The 243-nt window shown below is 60.9% G+C and carries 1 protein-coding gene; it reads left to right on the plus strand.

Features of this window, described 5'->3' with window-relative positions; all coding sequences use genetic code 11:
* Window positions 1–217: NAD(P)H-dependent oxidoreductase (locus ACR9ZK_RS23145; protein WP_481344259.1), on the plus strand; the 217-nt coding region annotated here is incomplete at its 5' end.
* Window positions 218–243 lie beyond the last annotated feature (26 nt).

Below are 243 nucleotides of genomic sequence, written 5' to 3' on the forward strand. Positions count from 1 at the left end.
CGTCTACAGCGACGGTTCGCCGTATCAGTCGTTCGAACATGCCGAAACGCTGCTCCGCTCCGCATTCACATTCATGGGCATCACGGATATTGAGTTTATTGTCGCCGAGGGGCTCGGGCGCAGCGAGGAGGTGCGTCGCGCCTCGATTGCCGGCGCACTTGAAGAGGCGCGCAAAGTTTCTCCGAACGCTGGCGCTCCGGTTACACTCGGAGCTTGAGAGTACGGGCGAACGCACGACATGCC

This window comes from Monashia sp. HAY1-5C, assembly GCF_056755255.1.